Annotated in this window: 24 protein-coding genes and 1 pseudogene; 12 read left to right on the top strand and 13 right to left on the bottom strand. The window is 51.6% G+C overall.

Translation table 11 applies throughout. The features are described 5' to 3' along the window. Window positions 1-138: 138 nt before the first annotated feature. From BM025_RS16810 to BM025_RS19245, 7 genes are all read left to right on the top strand, one after another. Window positions 139-3018, top strand: a complete 2880-nt coding sequence (locus tag BM025_RS16810; RefSeq protein WP_085850579.1) for a monovalent cation/H+ antiporter subunit A — start codon at window positions 139-141, stop codon at window positions 3016-3018. Between the two features lies 1 nt (window position 3019). Further along, entirely contained in the window at window positions 3020-3367 is a 348-nt protein-coding gene (locus BM025_RS16805) for a Na+/H+ antiporter subunit C (protein WP_085850580.1), read from the top strand. Beyond that, window positions 3364-4899, top strand: a complete 1536-nt coding sequence (locus BM025_RS16800) for a monovalent cation/H+ antiporter subunit D (RefSeq protein ID WP_085850581.1) — start codon at window positions 3364-3366, stop codon at window positions 4897-4899. Before BM025_RS16805 ends, BM025_RS16800 begins: the two co-directional genes overlap by 4 nt. Window position 4900: 1 nt before the next feature. Further along, the gene (locus BM025_RS16795) at window positions 4901-5401 is read left to right on the top strand and encodes a Na+/H+ antiporter subunit E (RefSeq protein ID WP_085850582.1); all 501 of its coding nucleotides are present in this window, start codon (window positions 4901-4903) and stop codon (window positions 5399-5401) included. Next, window positions 5398-5685: a K+/H+ antiporter subunit F gene (locus BM025_RS16790; RefSeq protein WP_085850583.1), complete on the top strand. Its 288-nt coding sequence runs from the start codon at window positions 5398-5400 to the stop codon at window positions 5683-5685. The genes BM025_RS16795 and BM025_RS16790 overlap by 4 nt, the downstream gene beginning before the upstream one ends. Then, window positions 5682-6068 (top strand): monovalent cation/H(+) antiporter subunit G, encoded by a 387-nt coding sequence (gene mnhG / locus BM025_RS16785; protein WP_085850584.1) that lies wholly within the window; start codon window positions 5682-5684, stop codon window positions 6066-6068. The genes BM025_RS16790 and mnhG overlap by 4 nt, the downstream gene beginning before the upstream one ends. Window positions 6069-6368: 300 nt before the next feature. Next, entirely contained in the window at window positions 6369-6536 is a 168-nt protein-coding gene (locus tag BM025_RS19245) for a hypothetical protein (RefSeq protein ID WP_170842219.1), read from the top strand. Between the two features lie 649 nt (window positions 6537-7185). On the opposite strand, the gene BM025_RS16770 is transcribed toward BM025_RS19245, so the two are convergent. From BM025_RS16770 to BM025_RS19800, 5 genes are all read right to left on the bottom strand, one after another. After that, window positions 7186-7920, bottom strand: a complete 735-nt coding sequence (locus BM025_RS16770; RefSeq protein ID WP_139204589.1) for a hypothetical protein — start codon at window positions 7918-7920, stop codon at window positions 7186-7188. Window positions 7921-7933: 13 nt separating this feature from the next. Continuing rightward, a complete protein-coding gene (locus tag BM025_RS16765) occupies window positions 7934-8605 on the bottom strand; it encodes an AAA family ATPase (protein ID WP_085850588.1) in 672 nt (223 codons plus the stop codon). Window positions 8606-8680: 75 nt separating this feature from the next. Next, a complete protein-coding gene (locus BM025_RS16760; protein WP_085850589.1) occupies window positions 8681-9058 on the bottom strand; it encodes an AAA family ATPase in 378 nt (125 codons plus the stop codon). A 128-nt stretch (window positions 9059-9186) separates the two neighbouring features. Next, a complete protein-coding gene (locus tag BM025_RS16755; RefSeq protein WP_211753584.1) occupies window positions 9187-9945 on the bottom strand; it encodes a DUF262 domain-containing protein in 759 nt (252 codons plus the stop codon). Beyond that, a complete protein-coding gene (locus BM025_RS19800; RefSeq protein ID WP_483143671.1) occupies window positions 9866-10069 on the bottom strand; it encodes a DUF262 domain-containing protein in 204 nt (67 codons plus the stop codon). The genes BM025_RS16755 and BM025_RS19800 overlap by 80 nt, the downstream gene beginning before the upstream one ends. 381 nt (window positions 10070-10450) lie before the next feature. Between BM025_RS19800 and BM025_RS16750 the strand changes: the two genes are divergently transcribed. Then, window positions 10451-11278 carry a hypothetical protein gene (locus BM025_RS16750; RefSeq protein ID WP_085850590.1) on the top strand — a complete coding sequence of 276 codons (828 nt, stop codon included), beginning with the start codon at window positions 10451-10453 and terminating at the stop codon, window positions 11276-11278. Between the two features lie 185 nt (window positions 11279-11463). Then, entirely contained in the window at window positions 11464-11577 is a 114-nt protein-coding gene (locus tag BM025_RS19780) for a helix-turn-helix domain-containing protein (RefSeq protein WP_085850591.1), read from the top strand. 221 nt (window positions 11578-11798) lie between these two features. Here BM025_RS19780 and BM025_RS16740 read toward each other — a convergent pair whose 3' ends face one another. Next, window positions 11799-12338, bottom strand: a complete 540-nt coding sequence (locus BM025_RS16740) for a TetR/AcrR family transcriptional regulator (RefSeq protein WP_085850592.1) — start codon at window positions 12336-12338, stop codon at window positions 11799-11801. 113 nt (window positions 12339-12451) lie between these two features. Between BM025_RS16740 and BM025_RS16735 the strand changes: the two genes are divergently transcribed. Beyond that, window positions 12452-13468 (top strand): NAD-dependent epimerase/dehydratase family protein, encoded by a 1017-nt coding sequence (locus BM025_RS16735; protein ID WP_085850593.1) that lies wholly within the window; start codon window positions 12452-12454, stop codon window positions 13466-13468. 306 nt (window positions 13469-13774) lie between these two features. On the opposite strand, the gene BM025_RS16730 is transcribed toward BM025_RS16735, so the two are convergent. The 3 genes from BM025_RS16730 to BM025_RS16720 all read right to left on the bottom strand — a co-directional run bounded on the left by BM025_RS16730 (window position 13775) and on the right by BM025_RS16720 (window position 16326). Next, window positions 13775-14914, bottom strand: a complete 1140-nt coding sequence (locus BM025_RS16730) for an XRE family transcriptional regulator (RefSeq protein WP_244515889.1) — start codon at window positions 14912-14914, stop codon at window positions 13775-13777. Between the two features lie 102 nt (window positions 14915-15016). Next, window positions 15017-15724, bottom strand: a complete 708-nt coding sequence (locus BM025_RS16725; protein ID WP_085850595.1) for a hypothetical protein — start codon at window positions 15722-15724, stop codon at window positions 15017-15019. A gap of 293 nt (window positions 15725-16017) precedes the next feature. Continuing rightward, window positions 16018-16326 (bottom strand): hypothetical protein, encoded by a 309-nt coding sequence (locus BM025_RS16720; RefSeq protein WP_139204588.1) that lies wholly within the window; start codon window positions 16324-16326, stop codon window positions 16018-16020. A 61-nt stretch (window positions 16327-16387) separates the two neighbouring features. On the opposite strand from BM025_RS16720, the gene BM025_RS16715 reads away from it, so the two are divergent. Beyond that, window positions 16388-16681, top strand: coding sequence for a hypothetical protein (locus BM025_RS16715; protein WP_085850597.1), 294 nt, complete (start codon window positions 16388-16390; stop codon window positions 16679-16681). Here the strand turns inward: BM025_RS16715 and BM025_RS16710 are convergent. Further along, window positions 16678-16884, bottom strand: coding sequence for a hypothetical protein (locus BM025_RS16710; protein ID WP_085850598.1), 207 nt, complete (start codon window positions 16882-16884; stop codon window positions 16678-16680). The genes BM025_RS16715 and BM025_RS16710 overlap by 4 nt on opposite strands. Window positions 16885-17003: 119 nt before the next feature. Here BM025_RS16710 and BM025_RS19775 point away from each other — a divergent pair. Then, a pseudogene (locus tag BM025_RS19775) lies at window positions 17004-17168 on the top strand (IS30 family transposase); the annotation flags it as partial. A 14-nt stretch (window positions 17169-17182) separates the two neighbouring features. On the opposite strand, the gene BM025_RS16700 reads toward BM025_RS19775, so the two are convergent. The 3 genes from BM025_RS16700 to BM025_RS16690 are packed head-to-tail and all read right to left on the bottom strand — an operon-like array spanning window position 17183 to window position 20315. Further along, window positions 17183-18274: an ABC transporter ATP-binding protein gene (locus tag BM025_RS16700; RefSeq protein WP_085850600.1), complete on the bottom strand. Its 1092-nt coding sequence runs from the start codon at window positions 18272-18274 to the stop codon at window positions 17183-17185. A gap of 21 nt (window positions 18275-18295) precedes the next feature. Next, complete coding sequence (locus BM025_RS16695; RefSeq protein ID WP_085850601.1) at window positions 18296-19354, bottom strand: carbohydrate ABC transporter permease; 1059 nt, start codon at window positions 19352-19354, stop codon at window positions 18296-18298. Next, complete coding sequence (locus BM025_RS16690; RefSeq protein ID WP_085850602.1) at window positions 19347-20315, bottom strand: carbohydrate ABC transporter permease; 969 nt, start codon at window positions 20313-20315, stop codon at window positions 19347-19349. Before BM025_RS16690 ends, BM025_RS16695 begins: the two co-directional genes overlap by 8 nt. Between the last annotated feature and the right edge of the window lie 20 nt (window positions 20316-20335).

Genomic DNA, 20335 nt, shown 5'->3' with positions numbered 1-20335 from the left:
GATCCAATGACCGTTTTAGAAATTTCTTAGATATTTTGGCGCGAGGCACTCGCCTTGGCGACGATTACCTACTATTTTGATATTGATTGATCGCATTCTCTGTTTGAATTGCTCGATTTTAATTGAATAGGAGTTTGCGTGTCCCTTTTTCTTATCGTCGCATTGCCTTTTTTAGGCGCGCTGTTACCTGGCCTCATGAACTCAGCGGGGCGATCCGCTTGTGCTGGCGTGACGTTCACGGTTTCTTTGGCTGCTTTTGTCGGGCTGCTTACAAACCTTCCGTCAGTTCTGGCCGGCGAGGTTGTCGTCGCGCGTGTCGACTGGATGCCTGCACTGGGGTTGAACTTCACGTTGATGCTTGACTCGTTAGGGTTTTTCTTTGCGCTGCTGATCTTGGGTATTGGCTTGTTGATTATTGCATATGCGCGAAATTACCTGAGCCGCGCCGATAATATGGGTGAATTTTTCACCTATTTGCTGCTATTTCAAGGCGCTATGGTTGGCATTGTTCTCAGCGATAACATATTGCTTTTGCTTGTATTTTGGGAACTTACATCGCTGTCATCTTTCCTTTTGATCGGCTTTTGGAAACATTTACCTGAAGGTCGCCAAGGCGCGCGTATGGCGTTGACGGTGACGGGCATGGGCGGTCTTTCGATGATCGCAGGCATGCTGATCCTTGGGCAAATCGTCGGCAGCTATGACCTTAGTGTGATTTTGCAGAACCGTGCTTTGATCCAAGCTGATGCGCTTTATGTGCCTGCGCTTGTGTTGATCTTGCTGGGCTGTTTTGCGAAATCTGCACAGTTTCCGTTTCATTTTTGGCTACCCCACGCGATGGCCGCGCCCACGCCAGTGTCCGCCTATCTGCATTCCGCCACGATGGTGAAAGCTGGGATTTTCCTGATGGCGCGCATGTGGCCGGTGCTATCTGGCACGCCTGAATGGTTTGTGATCGTGACCACTGCGGGTTTGATAACGATGGTACTGGGCGCTGTGATCGCGCTCTTCAAGCATGACCTCAAAGCGTTGCTCGCATTTTCGACGGTCAGCCATTTGGGCTTGATCACCATGCTATTGGGGACAGGGACGGCATTTGGCGCAATGGCAGCCGTGTTTCACATTTTAAACCACGCGACGTTTAAGGCGGCGCTGTTCATGTCGGCTGGGATCATTGATCACGGAGCGCATACCCGCGACATCCGGCGCCTTGGTGGACTGCGCAAACTGATGCCCGTCACCTTCGTCATTGCCTCGCTTGCGGCCTTATCTATGGCGGGAATTCCATTGCTCAATGGGTTCTTGTCCAAAGAGATGATGCTGGAAGAAACCTATGCCACGGTTCTGTTTGGCACGCCTTGGTTGGTGCCCGCGCTGGCGACATTCGGGTCGATCTTTTCGGCGGCGTATTGTTTCCGACTGATCGGACATGTCTTCTTTGGTCCCGTGCGCGACGACTATCCCGCCACGCCGCATGACCCAAATCCAGGTCTTTGGTTGCCGCCTGCGATCCTTGTGGTCTTGGTTGTTGTGATTGGCCTGGCCCCCTTTGTCGCAGAACCGTTTGTAAAGCTGGTCACGACCTCAGTACTGGGCGATGCTGCCACGATTCCCGATGCGCACTTCAAAATTTGGCACGGTTTGGTGCCCGCGCTTTACATGTCGATCATCGCGGTCGTTGGCGGCTTGATCATGTTGGTCGTGTTCACCCCTGCCCTACGCATCTGGGACCGCATGCCGCGCCCCGAAGCCAAGGAAATATTTGATAAAATCGTTGAATCGACGGTAAAGCTAACGCAAGCGGTGATGCTCCCGCTGCACAACGGCGCGTTTTCACGCTATACTGCAATTGGCACTATGACGATTTTTGTCGCAGGATTTTACGCTTGGGCAACGGGTACTGTTGGGGCTCCGACACGCGTAGCACAAGCTGCGGGGCCTGTGGAAATTGCAGGGTGGTTAATGTTGGTGGCCGCAACCGCCGGCATGGTATTGCTGCACCGCAATCGCCTGTTGTCTCTGGTCTTGATTGGTATCGTAGGGCTTATGGTCTCGATCGGCTTTGTGTTCTTTAGCGCCCCAGACCTTGCCATGACGCAATTCACCGTCGAGGTTGTGACGATCATTTTGATGCTTTTGGCATTGAATTTCCTACCCAACACCACGCCTATCGAAAGCACGGTTTTGCGCCGCACCCGCGACAGCGCCATTGCGGTTATGGGTGGATTGGCGACCTTCGCGTTGGCCTATTACTATCTTTTGCGCGACGCAAAAGGTGTGCCGATCTCGGAATTCCATCTGGCGAATGCCTATAAAGGCGGCGGCGGCAATAACGTGGTGAACGTCATTCTCGTCGATTTCCGTGGCTTTGATACCTATGGTGAAATCATCGTCTTGGGCATCGCGGCCTTGCTGATCTATGCACTGACCGAAGCTCTATTGAGTGGGCCAGTGCGTGCGCGGCTTTTGAACCGCAAGCCCGACCAGCCCCGCGCTGGTGACACTCATCCGATGATGATGGTTGTACTGACCCGTGTGATCATGCCCGTCGTTTTGATCGTCGGTTTCTACATCTTCCTGCGCGGTCATAATGAACCGGGTGGCGGCTTTATTGCTGGGCTTATCGTTTCGATTGCCGTGGTGATGCAGTATATGGCGAGCGGTTTTGTCTGGACCTCGGCGCGTTTGCGATACCCCTATCACGGCGTGATCGGCGCCGGCGTGTTGATCGCAGGATTTACCGGCATGGGATCTTGGTTCTTCGGTAAACCGTTCTTGACGTCTGATTTCACCTATGTACGCATACCACCCTTTGAAAAGTTTGAACTCGCAACCGCTGCGCTGTTCGATCTCGGCGTGTTCCTTGCGGTTCTGGGCGCGGTCATGCTGTCGCTCGAAAGTTTTTCACGTCTGGCGCGCCGTGCGCATATGGAGGACAGCGAACATCCAATGGACATCGACCCGTCGCGTGATGACACTCAGCTCGATACGCCTGATACCGCAAAGGAGGGCGTGTAATATGGAACTCTTAGTTGCTTCTGCCATTGGCATTTTGACTGCGGGCGGGCTTTACCTCGTGCTGCGACTGCGTACATTCCCCGTCATCTTGGGAGTCTCGCTTTTGACATACGCAGTAAACGTCTTCCTCTTCGCCTCTGGTCGCTTGACCGTTGGTGCGCCGCCAATCTTGCAAGACGGCGTGACAACCTACGCAGACCCCGTGCCGCAAGCCTTGGTCCTGACAGCCATCGTAATCTCGTTTGGCATGACGGCTGTTGTGGTTATGATCAGCCTCGGCGCATTTCTGGGGTCCGATGATGACCATGTGGACGATCAGTCTGACGAGACAACGGGGACACCATCATGATGCATTGGCTTATCGCACCGGTTGTTCTTCCTGCGTTGCTTGCACCTTTCATTGTGCTGGCTGCTCGTTATCATATCGTCATTCAACGCAGCTTTTCGGTCGCAGGTGTTGTGGCGCTGATTGCCATCGCTCTTGGGCTGACAACGCAGGTTTTTGACGGGTCTATCATCCTCTATCAACTCGGTGACTGGGCGGCGCCATTTGGCATTGTCTTGGTTGGCGACAGGCTCTCTATCTTTATGGTGCTTTTGACGGCAGTGCTTGCCCTCTTCGTGCTTCTCTATGCCATAGGATCAGGCTGGGATAACCGTGGCGCACATTTTCATGCGCTGTTCCAATTTCAACTTATGGGGATCATGGGGGCATTTCTAACAGGTGACCTCTTTAACCTGTTCGTATTTTTCGAGGTACTTTTAATCGCGTCTTACGGGTTGATGATCCATGCCGGTGGTGACGCACGGCTACGCGCGGGTGTTCAATATGTGCTGTTTAATCTGATCGGATCAACGCTGTTCCTATTTGCACTTGGGTCAATCTACGCCGAAACGGGCACGCTGAATATGGCGGACCTCGCCAATCGAGTAGCTTTGATCGGCGCGAATGACACCGTGGGTATCCGCGTGGCGGCCGTCCTGTTGATCTTGGTCTTTGCGATCAAAGCCGCAATTGTGCCGTTGCATTTCTGGCTACCGTCAAGCTACGCGGAAGCACCAGCACCCGTTGCAGCATTGTTTGCGATCATGACGAAGGTCGGCGCCTACTCGATTATCCGCGTATACACGATGATTTTCCCCCCCGATTTAGAGATCACAGCAGGCCTGCACGGTGTCTGGTTATTACCTGCGGCCCTGCTGTCAGTGGCGCTTGGCATGGCTGGAGTTCTGGTGGCAAAACGGTTGGACCGCTTGGTGGCGTTCTCTGTCATCGGGTCGATGGGCATGGTGATGGTCGCGATTTCACTGTTCACCCCCGAAGGTATTGCAGCGGCACTTTACTATATTGTGCATTCGACTTTGGCGGCGGCGGCGTTGTTCTTGATTGCTGATCTGGTGCGCAGCGGGCGGGCCAATTTGGACCTGACGCCACAACCACCCATCGCGGGCAGCGCGCTGACGGCAGCATTCTTTTTCGCGGGTGCGATCGCAGTGGCAGGACTTCCGCCATTGTCGGGCTTTCTTGGCAAGCTTTTAGTGCTTGATGCAGCGTTCGGTGCGGATCAGGTCGTTTGGGTTTGGGCGGTTGTGCTGGGATCCAGCCTGATTAGCATCGTCGGATTTTCACGCGCTGGCAGCATTTTATTCTGGAAAGCGCAAAGCGTAGAACATAATGCCGAAACATCCCCGCCGCCCGCCACTTTGTCCTATGTGGCCGTCGGTGGACTGCTTGCGCTTTTGGTGGCGCATACCATTTTTGCTGGGCAAGTGCATAGCTATACGACCAAAATGGCCGCGCAGCTCTTTTCGCCGCAGCCCTATATCGCGACCGTGCTGGATACGTCGGGTAAATTGAGCTCACCGCAGGAGGGTTATTGATTTGAAACGCGCATTTGTATGGCTCATCCCACATCCATTCGTCACGCTTTTGCTGGCGATTGTCTGGACGTTTTTGCAAAACGAAGTCTCGGCGGGCATGGTCGTTTTCGGGATCATCCTCGGCATTATCATCTCTCGGGGAACATCAATCTGGTGGCCCAATACGCCCAAAAGTTTCCGGTTGGACAAAATGATCACCTACAGCGTCATGGTCATTTGGGACATTCTCGTGGCCAACATCCAAGTGGCATGGGTCGTTTTGACAGTCCCAAACGCAAAACTGAAACCTGCATGGATCGTGGTGCCACTAGAATTACGCCAGCCTGAGGCGATCACGGTTCTTGCAGGCACGATCACCCTAACCCCAGGAACGGTATCTGCGGACCTGTCTGACGAAGGCCATAGCCTACTCGTGCATGTGCTGCACACAGACGACCCAGATGCCGTGCGCGACGATATTGTGAACCGCTACCAAAGCCGCCTCAAGGAGATTTTCATATGACGACAGCACTCTGGCTTTTTGACATTGCGATGATTGTTACGTTTATCACGCTGGCGGTTTCACAAATTCTGTCCATGGTACGCCTACTTATTGGGCCAACGCCCGGCGATCGTATTCTTGCGCTGGATACCATGGTTATCAATGGTTTAGGCATTATTATCGCGCTAGGTATTTACCAAGGCGTGCAAATCTATTTTGAAGTGTCGCTGTTGGTCGCGATGCTGGGCTTCGTGTCGACCGTCGCTCTGGCGCGCTTTGTATTACGGGGGGACATCATCGAATGAATGCCGAGATTATCGGAACCTACGCCGTCGCAGTGTGCCTGCTCATCGGATCGGTGTTTACACTCGTGGGCGTTATCGGCCTGTTGAAATTCAACGCTCCAATGTCGCGCTTGCACGCTCCGACAAAGGTGGGGACGGTGGGAATCGGGATGCTGCTTGCGGCATCCATGATTCACTCCTTCGTCATAGGCCAGATGTCGTTGCACGAGTTGCTGATCATGGGGTTCTTGTTTGTGACGGCCCCCATCTCTGCGAACTTCATCGCAAAAGTAAATATCCATCGCGGTGACTGTGAAACACCACCTTCACCGCCTCAAGACGACACCTGGTCAACACTAAATACGCCGCAAGAGGATCGTACTAACGACATTGCAAGCCAGTAAAATTTCACGCGACGTCGGGCTGCCAAATCGACCACACCAACCAAATCGCGCCCAATTCGAGAGCTTCTCAGTCTTCGTCTTCAATAATTCAATGCGATAGCTGCCATTCGCCAAGCAAACCTCCAATGACAGTTTTGGCCGTTCGCTTCGAACCCAAAATGTTGATATTCTGTATCGCGGCGAATGTTTGGTTTTTGGCCGGTATCCACAGGCCATTCTAGGGCAATTCGAGACCTTAAAACGTCAAGCGCGCAAGGCGACGTCGCGAGTAATGTTGATGCAGATGTGAAAACAGATGCCATGCGCTACCGTCACCTGCGCCACAAAGACGTTGATACCGTTTACAGTGGCGGCATTTTTGCAGGCCAAACGCCTCAAAACTACGTTTTGAACAAAGAAGATTTGGATCAAGCAATCGATGCCGAAATTTCTGGGCAGAAAGCTGATACAATGAAAGGTAGATCGTAATGGGGGAAGTTCTGCCAATATTTGTGCGCGTGTCTAAGTCGCAAGAAGTCTTTGGGCTACACCCTAGCACTATCTATCGCAAAGCTGAGCGCGCAGAGATCACTATGCATAAGCGTGGATCAGCGTCATTTCTGCGCGTTTCTGATATGATCAAACATATTGAAGGGGAAAATTCCGCGTGATTAATCTGGGGACTGGACTAAGTTGCGCTAAGGAAAAATAAACAATAACAAGCGCATAAACTTGTTAAATGGTGCGGTCGGGAGGCATAGAGAACTAAATAAAATCAAAACATAAAAAAATAATTCGTAAAAATAACGTAATTTTCGCCGAAGACCGGACCTTCGCTGCGAACGCGAAAGGCGTAGCGCGTTGGATAAAAGGCAGACCTTCACTGCAGTCGCAAATTTGACACTGTGCGAGGACAGGAGTTAACACATTGACAAAAAGTGTTATTTTTTACTTAATTTGGGGCCTATGTAGGTAACCTTGATAATTTCGGTGCCTGTCGAGAGCGGCCATTCAAAATGAACTCGGAACTGTGGTGTTTTAATTTTGCCGTGCCAGAAACATTGAATGGATCTGCGGGATCAGGAAAAGTCATATCAGTCGCGAATTCTTTCTTGTTTCCGTCCGACTCGCATGAGAGTCAGGCCTTTTTTCCGACGAAGTGCGTTTCCTTTAGCTCCTCACCTGACGCGCTCAACTTTCCGTTCTTGTCTACACTTCCCGATATTGTATTAAGCACCCTAAGTAATTCCAACACGCGCCTCGAGACTACGGGATAGAATGTTTGACCGCCGAGAACTTCGTCGCAGTGATCCCCAATTAGAAGGTGGCCATACCGGCGCCGTGAGACATCAAGAAGCTCAACCCAATTCGTGGGCTCCGGATCAGCACCGTCAGCCCATTCCTTAACTTCTTCTAAGCTCCAACTGTTCCGCACCAGCACACTTTCAAGCGGCTCCTCAATCAAACCATGCACAACTTCCAAAGGTGTATTTTTGAATGCTTCGTTGTTTAGGCTCAGAAGACGGCCATCATTATGTTTTTGACATTGCCTTGCAGCCTCAGCAGCACCAAGGTTCGTCACGTCCTCTCCGTTGAGATGGTACAGGTCGTCATAGGAATCCGTGCGATCATCGTCCAAGAAGGGGCCGCTTTTTCCGAGCCAATTTAGGATAACCGCTTTCTCATCTCGAGGTAGTTTCGATACAGAAACCAGTAAACGTTCACCATCGATCGCCTGCGTTTCAGCAGTGAGACATGAGCAGTACAAGCGAAGAGAGAGGTTTTTCGAACTTCTCTTCGCCGCCATGAGTCGCCTCAACATTTCTCGGAGTGTATCCAGATCGGGAGTTCCAATCAACGACAGTTCGTTCAAGAAAATCCGCATCTCAGTGAGACGCCAAGGCCATTAAGTCAATTTCGGCTTGATCGAAAAAAAACTCCGGCCAATCGCTGAGTCGCCCATCTGAATGTGTTGTGGGTGAGACAATTCCATTACCATGCCCTTCTTGAGCACCTGAAAAAAAATGAAGGGCAAGATCTTCAGCTTTTAACGCCTTCTTTTGTACCGCTAATCGAGCATCAGAGAGAATGTGATCACTGTGTGTTTCGACCAAGACCTGTACGCCAGCGTTCGCAAACTGAGCAAGCATCTCGCCCATTCGAGATTGAGCGCGCGGATGAAGGTGCGCCTCAGGACTGTCGATGACTACTATTTGGCCTTTATGCGCAGATAAAAGAGCCACTACCAATGGGAATGCGTAACTGAGCCCGTATCCGATATTTGCGGGCCTGGACCAAGCACTACTCCGGCCGAGGCGGAACTCAAGCCGAGAATAGCTCGTTCCACTTATAGACGCAGCGTTTGCAGATGCACCAGGAAATATGTGGCCAAGCCACGCATCAACCTGTGCGCGAAATGTTACGCTCTCGTCATTTGGGAACCGCTTTTCCTCTTCAACAGGGCTGTCAGCGTTCCTCACGTACAGCCAAGGAGCAAATTGCCCTTCACTTCCTACATCCGCGTTCACTGGGTCTGCATCATCAGAAGAAGGAAACACATCCTGACGTCCATGTCTGGTTGCGCCTAAAAATACTAAATCTCGGACGGCTTCTTGAAGAAATTTTTGATTGTCTTACAAAGAGCTACTCTCCGTTGGAGAGCTGATTATCTTTAAGCGCTCCCCGTGAATGGGGTCGTCCAAAAGATCTCTATCCGCATCCGTGAAGCTCCACTCCAGGTCCGCATCAAAACCACTAACATGAAACGCAATTTCCCCATCACTTCCTCGACGAATAACATCCCCAGCTGCCCCAAGTCTCACCAATGCACCATTAAGCGGAAGGTGTTGTTTGCTCAGCGAGGAACGTAGCCCCTGCGACAGCAGCAGAAGTGATTGCAATACAGTCGACTTGCCTGCAGCATTAAAGCCGCTAAGCAGCGTCAATGATCCGAGGTTGACGTCGGCTCGTTCAAAACATTTGAAATTGCGGATTGATAGAAGCTTTATCATCGGCTCTTAAATCCCTCCAAAACATCGTGAACCATCGCAAAACGATCGTGAACCTGACGTGTGCTATTTGTCGAGTAAGTAATTGAATTCAGGAATTCTTCGTTGTGCGCGAGTTCAATTATCACAGTCTAAATATCTCTCGAGTTAACTGAAAAATCCTCACTACTTAGTTCCGACAAGCCGACCATCATAACCTCGAAGAGTGAGATATTAATGACGCTTCGAGGCGCCTCCTTTGAGACAGCCGCGTCAATTAAGGATTTGCGGAACGCGTGTCTACCGAAAAGCTTCTTATTTCTCTTCAATCCATTAGTGAATGAAATTAACAAGTTATCAAGAGTATTCAAGCCATTCATTTTCTTTAGCGCTGCTGCAAGAAAAGCATCCATATCGCTGCTTGCGTATTCTGCACTGACCAACAGCTTGAAGGCACAGAATCTATTTATTGCTTCGCGATCTCTCATCATCTTGGGATCGAGCGAACCACCTGTGACCGACTGGAATAATTCACTCTTAGATTGCTCACCGAGCCAACGAGTGGCCGGAGCGTCGTAGAGCGCATTGCGCATCTGCTGTCGTGTGAGTGGGATCCCACTGTTCACGCGCTCTAAGATGTCAAGTCGCGCGGCTTCAGGAGCACTTTTGTCTAAAATGTAAAGCGTGAGCTGCATGTCTTCAATACGTTCCTTAAAATGCAACGGAAGATCAGTGAACCTCTTACCATTAAGAGGGTGCTCCTTTCCCAAACTCGTCAATTTCAGATCGTCTTTTAAGAATCGGAGGAAAGTACTTAGACGCTGCACCCCATCAACAACGGTAACGCGACCATCTTGCCCTTCTGCTACCGTAGAAAACAGGTAATGGAAACCGCATGATACAGCTTTCAATAAGCTTCGACTGCTTATCAGAAGGCCAGACAAAATCTCGCTGAAAATCAGGACTCATTGCGTATCTTCCGGCCTTGATCCGCTTTACAGCCTCGCTAACAGATCGCGTTTCGCTGCGAACCATTACATCTTCAAGCGGATAGCTTGGCAGCTCATCACGTGCATTACCATCTTCGACGCCTTCAACGTCCCACTCAGATTTATCCTTGACGTCGCTGTTATCCACGAAGTTGTTTTCCCTTGATGTCTTGAACAGTATTTACACCAGATAACTCTCTTGGTCTTGGTCTTGTCACCTAACGACGTTTCACACGGATGCCAGCTTTGAGGAAAGCTGCACTGCGGCGACGCGATCTCTAACGAATGGCGGCTTAGGGCCGTTCGCTGCGGCCGACACCAAGGACGGGAAGCGGTCGTTGTTGGTTGCCTAAGAATTGGTTTAACAAGCAGTCAAGACAACCGTAAGCTCACTTAGAACAACTCCAGAAGGGCGAATGGCCAAGCCATGAACAAAGCAAAGGAAACAGAAATCCGTTATCTCATCGACTTCTTTCGAGCTGCGGCTGTCGTGCCTGAGAAGATCGAACCTTCCGAGTGCCCAGACTTTATCGCAGTCATTGACGGAGAGACTATTGGAATCGAACTTACGACTGCTCGGCACGCAACGGAGAAATTTGCTGCGCTGCAGATCGAACGCGCGCAAAGCGAATATGCGAAGGAGCTGCGGAAGTGCGTCGAAGACAGGGCAAAGGACAGTGAAGACGGGGTGATCATAGGTATTGGCTTTGAAGACGGGGTCCCCGTTAGCTCCGAAGATAAAGCCGCTCTGGAGCATGTGGCAGACACCATTTCTAATGCTTCGGCTAATCTGCCAAACTCGGGCACTGTTACGATCTGGTCCGAAAAATGGGCACGTATCCGCGAAGACGCTGGAATGAAAAGCGCGAGGCTCGAGCCGTCCGCTCCGTTGCCTGACTTCATCCAGAACCTCTGTCTATACATGGACGGGAAACACGATATCAAAGTCACTGGCAGTCGAGGCGGCATCACGCCAAACTTCGATGATAGCGTTCTCTTGCCGATCCTGAACAGCAAGAATGACCGGTTGAAGAAGTATACTGTTTACGACCGATCTTGGCTCGTGATTGTTTCGGGGTTAGCGAAATTTGAAGACCACAACCCCGAGGAAGAGAGCGCCAACGTTGCGTTATCATCGTTCGCGACCGTGTTTGGCAGAGTCAATGTGACGCAACCAATCCCGTCCGACTTTGACGAAACATTTTTGTTCAAATGGCCAACACAGGTAACGCATCTCTCGCACGATCGAAATTGAGGTGAGTTATCGTTGAGCATCCCAATCCTTGAAGTCGGTTTCCTGCTCGGTGAAGAACTCCGCCGGCAGCGGATGATTTGCTTCCGGATTTGACAGAAACCGGAATTGAGCCCGCTCGCCTTGGCCCAACGGATCGTAGAAGGCCAGAAGCGCGACGCTACTGAACTCCGGGTAGGACGCGCGGTGTGCATGCGTTGAGCCTTTCTGAGCGCGAAGAAATATCCAGAAGTCTGTGTCTCAAACATTCGCTCTGCAAAATAGCGCGGCAGTTGGGGCGATACCTCCGGCAACGTGATTAGATGTCCGCTGTTGGGAAGCTGCAATGCAGAAGAGAATATCTACACCAAAGGCTGCTTAGGGCCGGAAGTGGCGGCACCCACATGCAAAATGCTGCGACGGATCTAATGGAGGCAGTGAGCCCAAATTGACCGATGCAACGCCATCGACCAATGGTCGCTTTCACAAAGAGATCGATCATCGGCAACCGACATAAATGCGGCGTTATAGACAAGCGATAATGCTACTCTGGTGCAGTTAAAAGTGCGCGCACTACGGTTGTGATGTCGCGGGCTACCTCTTCTCGGGTGTCTGCTCGTCTGTGAATGCCGAATGCACAAGATAAGATGAGATGCGTTAGTTCGCTGGGTTCATTGTATCCCGCCTTTGCAATCATGCCCTCGATCCGCGTGGCGACATCTGTGTTAAGCTTTTCAAACTCACGGCCTGCGTAAAGAACCTTGTCTTCCATCATTTGGGCAACATGAGGCGATTGAAGCATATCGAAAACGGCGCAGTATTTGGCCACTAAGGCAGCAGTGAGGCGTTCCTCAACGCTACCCGTCTTTGAGAACTCTTCGTCCATCAATGCTCTCAAGTCATCCAGTATGGATGCGACCACCGCCTGGAAAACGGCATTTTTATCTTTGTACCGACTGTAAAGGGTTGGTTTGGCAATCCCGGCGGCTTTCGAAATTGCGGCCATCGTCGTCGCACGTAACCCGCGCTCAAAGAACAGGGCCTTCGCGGCGCTGATTATTTGTTTTTGTCGTGAATCTTCCATGAAGCTAACATCGGTTTTCGGTGCGCTGGCGTCAATTGCAGAAAAAAAATTAGTGCCGGGCTGATTTTACGATTTGAACGATTATTGTAATAAGTGTAAAATTGGAGAATGCAATGAAAACGGTACTACTTACGGGCGTCACGGGTTTTCTGGGCGGTCATCTTGCGGTGGCTTTGCTGCGCGCCGGCTATAAGGTTCGCGGCAGCTTGCGAACGCCTTCGCGCAGCGCCGAAACCGAAAAGGCCATTAAAGCGGCGGGTGTCGATGTCAGCCATCTTGAGTTTGTCGAGCTGGACCTGACCAAAGATGCGGGCTGGGCCGAGGCCTGCGATGGCGTAGATTATCTGATGCACGCGGCGTCCCCCTTTGTGACGTCCATGCCCAAGGACAAGGCTGAGTTGATCACCCCAGCGGTCGAAGGCACGCAACGCGCGCTGACCGCGGCCCGCGACGCAGGCCTCGCACGGGTTGTGTTGACGTCATCGATTGCGGCGATTGTGCCGGGGCGGGGCAAATCTGGGCCAAGCCATTTGGATGCCTCTGATTGGGCTGATCCGGACGGGGAAGTGAATGCTTATGTGGAAAGCAAAATCCGCGCCGAAATGAAGGCTTGGGAGATACTCAAACCGGGCACAACCAAGACAGAACTGGCGGTGATCAACCCGGCCTTTATCGTGGGGCCCTTGCTGGATTCCGACCCCGGAACATCGGGTGCCCTGTTCCAACGGTTTTTACGCGGTGAAGTCCCGGTCGCGCCGCACCTCTATATGCATTCGGTCGACGTGCGTGACTTGGCGGATATGCATGTTGCTGCACTGACCGCACCTGCAGCAGCTGGCGCGCGTACGATCGCCAGTTTTGGAGTATATTCGATCATGCAGATGGCGACATGTTTAAAAAAGGGGTACCCAGACTACAGTAAAAAGATGCCAAAGTTTCAGGCACCGGATTGGTTTATCCGGCTTTACGCTTTGGTTGATGCAGATGTGCGGGGCAGCGTCAAAGAGCTGGGCTATAATCCGATCTTGGACGAAGCACCCGGTCGCGCGTTATTGGGCCGCGCACCAATACGCATTGCCGACAGCTACATTGCGACAGCGCAAAGCTTGATTGAGCGCAATTTGGCTTGATACACTGAGATTGAGAAGCGGGGTGTTGACTGAACCAGACCTCATCCCCCTTTTTGCACGGTAAATTTTATCTTCTGACGATCGAAGCCGGCCATTGGCGCAGCCGCAGTGAAAGACCGTTTCGTCCCGCGATGCAGCCATCTGATCTAAGAAAATGCTGCACGATACAGGAACGACCGCTTCGACGGGCAGCAACGCAGCATTGGGTCATCGACTGAAGGTCCGGTCTGGGCCGTTCGTGTTGATCGACACTTCGGGCGGAAACCGGACCTTAGCTGCACCTGCACATATCTTGCTGCAGATGAATCAATCTTTATCGGGGCGATTTGAAAAGGAGATTATCTGTCCGGTCATGCCGCCTGCGGCTGGCTTGTCATGAGTTTTTCGCAGTGCAAGCTCAATTACTGGACTTGGGTCCTTCAAAAACCAACCGGATGGTAGGTTCGCCAAGTTTTCAATGTCACCGCGATGTAAAGTGAACTCAACCGCTAGCAAGTCTTCTTTTGTGCGCGTGCCAGAGTCTACAATCAGTTGAAAGGCATCCTTAAGCAACTGTGGTTGCGGAAGTTTCCACTCGCGGTCCAACGGTTCAACTCTACTCCAGCCTTTAGCTGAATAAGTCTTGTACATTCTTGTGGCATCATCACTGTCGATCAAACCCAATGAGCGCAAGCGAGAAATTTGGGCCTTTATGGAAACTCTCCATCGCTCTTTTACTGTTAGCATCCCAGCTAAGGAAAAGTTGGGGAGATCGCGGATGTAGGAAGTTTCAGGCATAAGGAACGCGCTGGCGAAGCGGAATGCTTGCCGTTCAATCTCCTTGAGGTCGCTTTTTAATTCACTTTCTGTGACGTTTTTATGTAAAATCGCGTGACCTAATTCGTGCGCGGCATCCATTTGCCTGCGAGGTAAGGACATTTTATCATTTGCAAGAAGGATGTGTGGGCGTTGATCTATTTCTGACCAACTACAAACTCCGTCCAATTTTGAGGTCCCCATTTCGATGGAGCTGACGACACATCCAACTCTCTCAAGGAGGCCAACAACATCAATGCATGGACCATCGCCGAGCCCCCAATGCTCACGAAGTGACATCGCAAAGCCTTCTATGTCACTGTCCCTAAGTTGTTTGAAGTGGGTGGAAGTCATCAAGTCGGGGATGTCCAGTTCAGGTAAATCGACGTAGTGCTGTGCGATTGAGCTGACTTCATTGAGCCAATTTACTTGAGCATGCTGATATGTCCGGTCGCGCTTGGATGCGCTAGCCAACTTTCTATGGAAAAAGGGCCTGGTGCTATCAAAAACGGGGCGTAGAAAAAATTCGCGCCGAACTCGAAGTTCGCGAGCAAGATCAGTTAAAGCGTCTGGTTCAGGAGAGTGTTCACCGCTTTCCCAGCGCGAGACTTTGCTGGAGGTAACACCTAACATACGGGCAAGCTCTGTCATGCTAGGAATCCTTCGTGCTGCCCGTGCTTCAGTCAAGCGTGCGGGCACGAAGCCTGGTGTACCAATTCTCATAATAACTTCCTGTTACGGCATCGAAGCCGCCTACGCGGTGCCGCTGTCTTTCGTTGGTTTAGTCTGATCTTCTGGTGCAATGTATGTTTTCGGAGAGGTTTTCAACCTGACATTTTTCGTGACACTTGAAATTTCGACTGATTTATTTGTATTTGGCAGCGCTATTCGTCCGGACAAGAACTCGTCGATAGGTTCATAGAAAAGGAAGTGATCGTAGCTGGAATCGATTGAACCGACGGCCAATTCTTTTAGTTTTCCGGAGCGCTCAGGATCGCGTGCGACTAAAAGTAAAATGAAAACATCCCCAGACTTTGGCTGTGTCCCTTCTAGATCAAGCTCCTCCGAAAACTGCCAGTTCATGCTTACGCCAGCCAGTCGTGAACGATTTTTAACAGGTAACATGCTTGGCTGGGGCATGGACGCTAGTCCCAGAATAATGCCCGAACCTTGCTTTCCAAATCGCATAAATGGCTGGTGAACTTTAAGGTCGCTATTTGGCAGCAAATTTCCTGGAAGAAATGAGCCGTCGTGTAGTTCGCAGACTTGTTCAAATGCTTGCTCGTTCATGCGAAACCTAGCCTGAACTTCTAGCGCGCGTGCACGCCGTTTGTCCAAGCCTGCATGCTCAGAAATCATCCTAGATGCTTTAAGGGTTTCTCCGGCTAGCCTATCTTCCAAGTCGATGATTAAATCTCCGAATTCAGAGGCGGGGAAGCGGGACCGAATTTCTTCAGTCAAAGTAGGCTCCGATGTTGTAATTTGCGCTAATCGGGAATTTTGTATCAATTTTGTGCGTTAAGCGCAAGGGGAGCAATTTGAAAAGAGTCTGCCTAAATTAGTGTATCAATCGATGTCGAGTTAGTCTCGGGGGGGGGGGCATGATGCCTATCTGTCGCAGTTTGGGCTCTCAACTGGACTAGTTGAGCCACCCGCCAATGAAAATTCAAGCTCTTACAAATCACCCTCGCGACAGTTCCGAAGCATGCACAAAATACCTGTTAGAGACGATTTTCCCTTTCAGTTTCTTCGCCTTAACGTGATTTCGGATTGTTTTTTTCGCATAGACCTAGTTGCTTGGCGGCGTCGACTGTTGAAACCCATTCTGGTTTGTCGACCAGCACGTCTTCCATGTGTGCGCGCAGGCGGGCTTCTAGGTCTTTCATCATGGGCGCGATCGCCGCTTGAATTTCTTGTTGCATCGCTGACGTTTGGGTCATTCTAGATGCCTTTCTTTTCGTCTGTTGTGGTGCGCTTGATGTGATCGGCTGCGTCCTGAAAATCTTTGCCGTATCGGCAAAGCGGTGCTGTTTTGCGAGGGTTTCGCAGCCTTCTTTTTGCATGAGCTGCGCGACCATTAGGGCAGCGTCGTGCAGCTCCTCGATTGTGGGGGATTGGATTGACATGATTTCAGGTCTTGCCTTGATTTCGGCGCATGCGACGGATGCTGCGGTTCATGATGGCTTGGCGCTCTTTGATCAGGCATTGCAGGGCGGATTGTTTTCGCTCGATCCGCACGTGCAGCTTGGCGAGGCGGCGCAATTCCAGTTCATTCGCAAACCTCAACCATGCAGCATGCAGACCGAAAGGCGTCGTTTTTGGACCGCCGTTGTGTCCAGTTTTAGCGGTGGCCTGTGTAGCGGGGGCCACTGCACAGGCGTCGCGGGTTTGGATGGGGTTGTGGGCGTTCATCGTTAAAAGAACACTTCGAAAGTTATGGCCATTGCGTACCAACCTGCGCCGATACCTGCGCCAATACTCAAGCAGATAAGCGTTAGTTCCATCGGATAAATTGGGTGCTCAAATCGTGCGCGCGCGGCACTATAGCCAACGCCATGGCCGTCTCGCCATGCATCGCAATGTTGCCCGTCGCAGTCGTTTTTCGGTTGAGGTCGGGTCATTGGCAGGCCTCATTCGGGCGTGGAATTTTGCCAAGCCATGCGTCGAACTCTGTGCGCAGGGTTTGGAACTTAGCGCATGCCGTTTGGTTTTCACTCAGGTCGCGGCGGCTTTGAATACTGCAAAAGTGGCGCGAAGATATCTTCCCCGCGATACGCCGATTTCAGCGCTCTCAAGTCGCGATATGAAGGCTATTTGCAACCGCCTCAACTGCACGCCGAGGAAATGCCTTGGATGGAAAACACCAACCGAAGCGTTCGCAGAAGAACTTAGAAAACTGAGATAGAGAAATGTCGCAACCTAACTTGAGTTCACAACCGCGAGCAGGGTCTTTTCGCTATGCGTATCAAAAAGATGTATGGCATCCTCGTCGGTGTCGATGAGAATTTTTTCACCTGGAGTGACAAGGGTTTGGCCCGGACTATGGATCGTTATGCCAGTGCCATCGGCAAGAGATCCGTAGAGGTAGGATTCCGTGCCCAATTGCTCGACACTGCCGACCTCCATGGTCAAACTGCCCGTTTGATCGGGTTTCAAGCTATTGGGTCGAATACCAAGTGTCACCGCTTGGCCGGGCTGTTGGGTAAATTTCGCAGCCGGCAGCGTCATCTTTTCACCGGTTTTTAGCACAAGCACCTGTCGATCATTGGCATCGATTTCACCTTGGAAAAAATTCATTTTTGGGGAGCCAATAAAGCCCGCGACAAAAATGTTGTTGGGGCGGTTGAACAGATCAAGCGGTGCGCCAAATTGCTCCAACTCGCCCCGTCGTAGAACCGCAATCTTATCGGCCATTGTCATGGCTTCAACTTGATCATGCGTCACATAAATCATGGTGTTGCCAAGCCGCTTGTGCAGCGCGCCGATTTCACCACGCATATCGACGCGCAGTTCGGCGTCTAGATTTGACAGCGGTTCATCGAAAAGGAAAACCCGTGGCTCGCGCACGACGGCGCGCCCGATCGCAACACGTTGCCGCTGCCCGCCAGATAGGTCTTTTGGCCGACGTTCCAAAAGTTGGTCGATTTGCAGCATCTTTGAGACGTCTTCAATCTTGGTGGCGATTTCAGCTTTCGGGGTTTGGATATTTTCCAACCCAAACGACAGATTCTGACGCACAGTCATATGGGGGTAGAGCGCGTAGGATTGGAACACCATCGCCAATCCCCGATCAGCCGCAGGAACATCGTTCACGATCTCATCGCCGATGATAACATCCCCTGCCGAGATCGGCTCTAGACCCGAGATCATGCGCAGCAAGGTGGATTTTCCGCACCCCGACGGGCCGACGAAAACACAAAATTCTCCATGTTTCACCTGAAGGTCAATGCCTTTGATGACCTCCACTTTTCCGTAAGATTTGCGGACCGCTTTTAGCTCGACTTTTGCCATTTTTCTATTTCCTTGCACCGATTACTTGCCGCCTGTTGAGGCAATGCCAGTGGTTATGTATTTTTGTAGGAACATGAACACTGCAGCGATTGGTAGCAATGTGAGCACCGTCATTGCCAGCAGGTTGCTCCATTGCGTTGACATCTCTCCTTGGAACGAATTCAGGGCCAGCTGGAGTGTAAATTTATCCGTGTCAGACAGAACGATGAGTGGCCAAAGAAAGTCGTTCCAGCGCCACATCACAGAGAGGATGCCAAGAACGGCGATGGCCGGGATCGAAAGAGGAACGATGATACGCCAAAAGATTTTCCACTCGCTGGCTTTGTCCATCCGCGCGGCTTCCAATATCTCGTCGGGGATGGTCAGCATATATTGGCGCAGCAAGAAAACCCCCGTGGGCGACGCGGCGCCTGGAATGATGACACCCCACGGGCTGTTCATGATGCCAAATTCCTTGGTCACAAGAAACAGCGGCACCAAGATGACGCTTTGGGGCACCATAAGCGTGCCGACCACGAGCATCAAAACAAAGGTTCGGCCCCTAAACTCATATTTGGATAGGCCAAATGCGGCCATCGCGTTCACCAGCAAGGTGATGGCGGTCGCCGTGACTGTGATAAAAGTCGAGTTCCAGAAAAACCTCAGAAAATCGAACTGCTCAAAGAGCTCTGTGTAGTTTTCCGTCGCCAGACCGACGCGCTCAATCAACTCGCGGTCTGCAATGTCCACCTTGAGACGGGTGCTTGGCGCGGCGGGATCGACCATTTGTGCCACCAATCCGACGCGTCGGATCTGCGCCAAACGACGCCCCTCAAATTCGCCAGACACAATATCGTAAAGCGCAAGCGGCGCGTCATAGCCTTCGACCACAACGGTTTCTTGAACATATGGCAGCAAACGCGGGGGAAATCGTTTCAGGTCAGCTTCGGTTTTGAAAGAGGACACAGCCAGCCATAAGACAGGCGCAAACATCAAAAGCGTGCCCAAAATCAGGTAGCTATAGCTGAGCCAATCGGTCCAATCCATTTTGCCGTTGCCCGCGCGTGTCCGCGTAAGGAATGTAAGGGCCCGATTAGCCATCGACACTTCTCCTGTTGAACCAAAGTTGCAGTAACGTCAAAACGACGAGAACGAGAGCGAGCAGGATCGATGCGGCGGATGCCAGCCCAAACAGGCGGGGGGCCCCTGCAAAACCCGTCTCGTAAATATATTGAATGATCAACGTCGTCGCGGACCCCGGCCCACCGCCGGTAAAGGCATAGACCTCGTCAAAGGTTTGCACGCCCTTGATTAGCGCCAAGACCAATACGACCAACATTGTTGGGGCCAGCAATGGCAAAGTGATGCGCCGAAACGCCCGCCAAGGCGACGCCCGATCCATCATGGCCGCTTCATAGACATCGCGAGGAATGGCCTGCAACCCGGCCAAAAGGATCAACGTGTAGAACCCCATATGGGCCCAAACCGACAAGAATACGGACCAACCAAAGGCCCATGTCCGGTCTAAAAGCCAGTTGAAACTTTCAAATCCCATCGCCTCAAGCCCTGCATTGAGAATGCCGTTGCGCTGCAACACCCATTTCCAAACAAGCGCCACAACGACGGGTGACAGCATCACAGGAAAGAAAAACACGCCCCGGAAAAATCCCCTTGCTTGAATGTCGCGGTTCAAAATGACAGCCGTCAGCAACGCGAAGCCGACCATGATGCCGACCTGAAGGGTTACAAACCATGTGGTATTCCACACCGCCCGCCAAAAGAAATCTCTCTCGCAGCTGTTCACATCTAGAAAGTTGTCGCAGTTCATGAAGCCTGCGAAATTTCCCGTGCCGACAAAGGGGCGATCAGACAAGATAATATTGTCACCGCCGGTCAGCGCGTAGATAAAATTCAGCAAGATCGGGAACAAGGAAAAGGTACCAAAAAGCAGAAGGTTTGGCAAAAGAAAGGCCCAAGCCTGACGCCGCGTGCCAAGCTTTCTTTGCACAAAAGAAAATGGAATTTCGATGCCGCGCATGATCAAATTGAGTGCCGAAAGCATTTGCGCTGTCCTCCTACGGT

The organism is Pacificibacter marinus (assembly GCF_900109555.1).
In the GTDB taxonomy this organism is placed as follows: Bacteria; Pseudomonadota; Alphaproteobacteria; order Rhodobacterales; family Rhodobacteraceae; genus Celeribacter; species Celeribacter marinus_C.
This window is presented reverse-complemented; position numbering and strand designations above follow the sequence as displayed.

Excerpts from the sequence above, each read along its gene's own strand:
- BM025_RS16805 (WP_085850580.1), top strand. The coding sequence starts at position 3,020 with ATGGAACTCTTAGTTGCTTCTGCCATTGGCATTTTGACTGCGGGCGGG.
- BM025_RS16800 (WP_085850581.1), top strand. The coding sequence starts at position 3,364 with ATGATGCATTGGCTTATCGCACCGGTTGTTCTTCCTGCGTTGCTTGCA.
- BM025_RS16790 (WP_085850583.1), top strand. The coding sequence starts at position 5,398 with ATGACGACAGCACTCTGGCTTTTTGACATTGCGATGATTGTTACGTTT.
- mnhG (WP_085850584.1), top strand. The coding sequence starts at position 5,682 with ATGAATGCCGAGATTATCGGAACCTACGCCGTCGCAGTGTGCCTGCTC.
- BM025_RS19245 (WP_170842219.1), top strand. The coding sequence starts at position 6,369 with ATGCGCTACCGTCACCTGCGCCACAAAGACGTTGATACCGTTTACAGT.
- BM025_RS16760 (WP_085850589.1), bottom strand. The coding sequence starts at position 9,058 with ATGATAAAGCTTCTATCAATCCGCAATTTCAAATGTTTTGAACGAGCC.
- BM025_RS19800 (WP_483143671.1), bottom strand. The coding sequence starts at position 10,069 with ATGGTTCGCAGCGAAACGCGATCTGTTAGCGAGGCTGTAAAGCGGATC.
- BM025_RS16750 (WP_085850590.1), top strand. The coding sequence starts at position 10,451 with ATGAACAAAGCAAAGGAAACAGAAATCCGTTATCTCATCGACTTCTTT.
- BM025_RS16740 (WP_085850592.1), bottom strand. The coding sequence starts at position 12,338 with ATGGAAGATTCACGACAAAAACAAATAATCAGCGCCGCGAAGGCCCTG.
- BM025_RS16735 (WP_085850593.1), top strand. The coding sequence starts at position 12,452 with ATGAAAACGGTACTACTTACGGGCGTCACGGGTTTTCTGGGCGGTCAT.
- BM025_RS16730 (WP_244515889.1), bottom strand. The coding sequence starts at position 14,914 with ATGACAGAGCTTGCCCGTATGTTAGGTGTTACCTCCAGCAAAGTCTCG.
- BM025_RS16720 (WP_139204588.1), bottom strand. The coding sequence starts at position 16,326 with ATGCAAAAAGAAGGCTGCGAAACCCTCGCAAAACAGCACCGCTTTGCC.
- BM025_RS16715 (WP_085850597.1), top strand. The coding sequence starts at position 16,388 with ATGATTTCAGGTCTTGCCTTGATTTCGGCGCATGCGACGGATGCTGCG.
- BM025_RS16710 (WP_085850598.1), bottom strand. The coding sequence starts at position 16,884 with ATGACCCGACCTCAACCGAAAAACGACTGCGACGGGCAACATTGCGAT.
- BM025_RS16700 (WP_085850600.1), bottom strand. The coding sequence starts at position 18,274 with ATGGCAAAAGTCGAGCTAAAAGCGGTCCGCAAATCTTACGGAAAAGTG.
- BM025_RS16695 (WP_085850601.1), bottom strand. The coding sequence starts at position 19,354 with ATGGCTAATCGGGCCCTTACATTCCTTACGCGGACACGCGCGGGCAAC.
- BM025_RS16690 (WP_085850602.1), bottom strand. The coding sequence starts at position 20,315 with ATGCTTTCGGCACTCAATTTGATCATGCGCGGCATCGAAATTCCATTT.